The sequence below is a fragment of the Glutamicibacter sp. NPDC087673 genome, from assembly GCF_044743255.1.
In the GTDB taxonomy this organism is placed as follows: domain Bacteria; phylum Actinomycetota; class Actinomycetes; order Actinomycetales; family Micrococcaceae; genus Glutamicibacter.
Genome location: NZ_JBIUWB010000017.1, coordinates 1 through 2663, shown reverse-complemented (window position 1 = coordinate 2663; position 2663 = coordinate 1). Strand labels below are relative to the sequence as shown.

The window sequence follows — 2663 nt, the reverse complement described above, 5'->3', positions numbered from 1 at the left end:
GAGGAATTTGAGCGAGTCTACTATGATGAAATGACAGGCTCGTTACCCGACGCAGCTGCACATAAGACGGCGGCATGATTTCCGGGACGGTTCACTGACCACAGCGCAATGACGGCGGAAATCATTGCCGGGGGAACTCAGATCACTCCTGTGGACCACGATTATCTGCTTAGCAGATTGTCCACGGAAGAAGGTGCACATGAATTTGTGAAACACGTCGAAACAGTTGAACCGGTTCTTCAAGCACAGTGGCTTCGATGGATTGAAGATTTTCCCTCGTTTAAGGGTATTTTTTCGTCAGGACTGCGCGGTTCAATTCCTTCGATTTTGGGACGCTGGTTCTGCTGGTCGTTTATCGCTAAACCAGAACTTCACGGCGCGGCTTTGCAAACAGTGCAGCGACTAGGTCAAAAATTTGATGCGGCATTCATCGAGATGGCTTGTATGGCTGCGAACGAATTGTACAAGCAAGACAAATTTGCGGGACGGCGCTGGAAGTCGTTTCTGGCATCCTCAGTGTCGCGTACCGGTGCCTCGGCCCTGGAGTTCGGACTCTTACCCTATGAACCTCACGATGAAGAGGAGGCAGGAGCGGTACTTCGTGCGGCTATCGAACCATATTTGTTGCTGAAGCCCCGGATAACGTTTGATGAAACGCAAGATCTGATGCAGTTGCCTGACGCTGTGGTGCATTGGGAAGCTCATTCCAGAACCCTAGCCCGGCACGTCTCTAAAGCTGTCGCATCCAGGAGGCCCGGTGACTGGGCGCTGGGCAATTTGCTGGAGATGGCTCTTCAAAGCGCGTACGAATTGCTCGATACATACCACGGGGACCGAAATTGGGATCCTTTAACCTTCGGTCGTATGGCCATTGAGCCCCATGAACAGGATCAGTATCGCAAACCCATTGACGCGATCATCGATGGACTTCGTGACTATGGCGAGAAAGCCCTTCCTGCCAACTCAACTTTGATTGACACCTGGTGGTCAACGGATCTAACGCTTTTTCGTCGACTGTCCATCCATCTTCTTAGACTGAACCAAGCAGTATCCGTAGATGAAAAAATTTCTTGGTTGCTTGAAAGATCAGTTCTTTTCGAGACTGAGCTAAAACACGAAGTTTATCTCGCCCTGAAAAGTTCAGTAGGGGAGTCATCCGAGACGAGTCGCAAGAATCTTCTCGCCGCAACCCGAATCGGACCCGTGAGGGATGAAGAAATTCCAGACCACGAGCGGCGCAATGCGTACGCTGTTTTCAATCTTGTGAGCTGGTTGTTCAGAAGTGATCCCGGGTGGACTGAAGCGAGGGAAGTACTAGACGAACTGAAGTCTGGTAATCCAGAATTTCTTGAGCGTGAACATCCTGATATGAACAGATGGATGACAGGAGGAACGTGGGCCGGAAAACTTCCCATGGAAGTCGACGAATTTATCTCCAAGTTCAGAAGCGAACCATTGCAGACAGTTGAAGACCTCCTTAGCCAGGACTATTCAAGAGAGAACGTCGAAGAGCCCGAATGGTCTGACTGCCTTTCCCTCGTACGGCAAGTCGCGGAATCGCAACCTGATATTGGATATGAATTTTGGTCACTCATTACCTCCAACCCAGACGTTAGCCATTCTAAGAATGAACTATTCATCTCCATAGTTGAAGGCTGGGCTATGGCAATGAAAGAAGACGTAGGAGTTGCAATGCTTGAACGAGTTGCAAGTCTAACGTCTTCCAAGGTAGCGGCCCGGGCAGTCAGTCGTTTTCTTCTGGAACAGATCCAAAAACGGATAGATGAGGATGATTCCGAATTCTTGGGCAAGATGCGTCATCTAGCCATAGACCTTTTCGCTAAACAGAGCGATGGTTATCGACATTCAGGGCAATCTGCTAAGAATTCGATTGCGGTGTTGGAGCTCAACTCTTGGCCAGGGGATCTCGCGCATTACTGGATCTCTGAAGTTGATCGTAGGTGGCGGAAACATCGTGAGGAATGGGTTGGGCTGGATGACGAAGAACGGGCAGCGATAAAGCGGCTCATAGGTGATCCCGAGCATGTATGCGATGCAGCTGGTCCTGCTTTCGCGGGAAATCTGTACTTCATGCACGCAGCTGATTCTCAGTTCACCGTAGACCATATACTTCTGCTATTCGAAGATGAGAGATTCCGTCGGGCTTCCTGGAGGGCATATTTGCATAACCCGCGTATTGACAACCAACTTCTAGCTGCAGGGTTCACCGATCGTCTTATCACTGCTTGGGGGCTTATACACGAGCTCGAAGTTCATCTCCAGGGTCAATTCTTTAGCCTAGTCATATCGCTTATTTCGTATTCGAGTATTTCCGAAGAACAGCGTGAGAAGCTACTCGAACAAAGTATCCTTGCTGAGAATGGAAAATATGCTTCATCTTTTGTTCAAACAATAGGGACCTTTTTGGAAGATGCTGGTGTCGACCGAACGGAAGTTTGGAAGCGTTGGTTGCGCGATTATATGTCTCGGCGTTTAAGAGGCATCCCTAGAGATGCTGGGACTGATGAGGTTTCTTCATGGGGATACCTGATTCCATATTTGGGGGACGGTGAACCGTCCCGGAAATCATGCCGCCGTCTTATGTGCAGCTGCGTCGGGTAACGAGCCTGTCATTTCATCATAGTAGACTCGCTCAAATTCCT

At 49.5% G+C, this 2663-nt stretch carries 1 protein-coding gene; it reads left to right on the top strand.

The window, feature by feature from the left end:
- The first annotated feature begins 108 nt into the window (after window positions 1-108).
- Window positions 109-2622 carry a hypothetical protein gene (locus ACIOTL_RS18055; protein ID WP_400344222.1) on the top strand — a complete coding sequence of 838 codons (2514 nt, stop codon included), beginning with the start codon at window positions 109-111 and terminating at the stop codon, window positions 2620-2622.
- The last annotated feature ends 41 nt before the right edge of the window (window positions 2623-2663 follow it).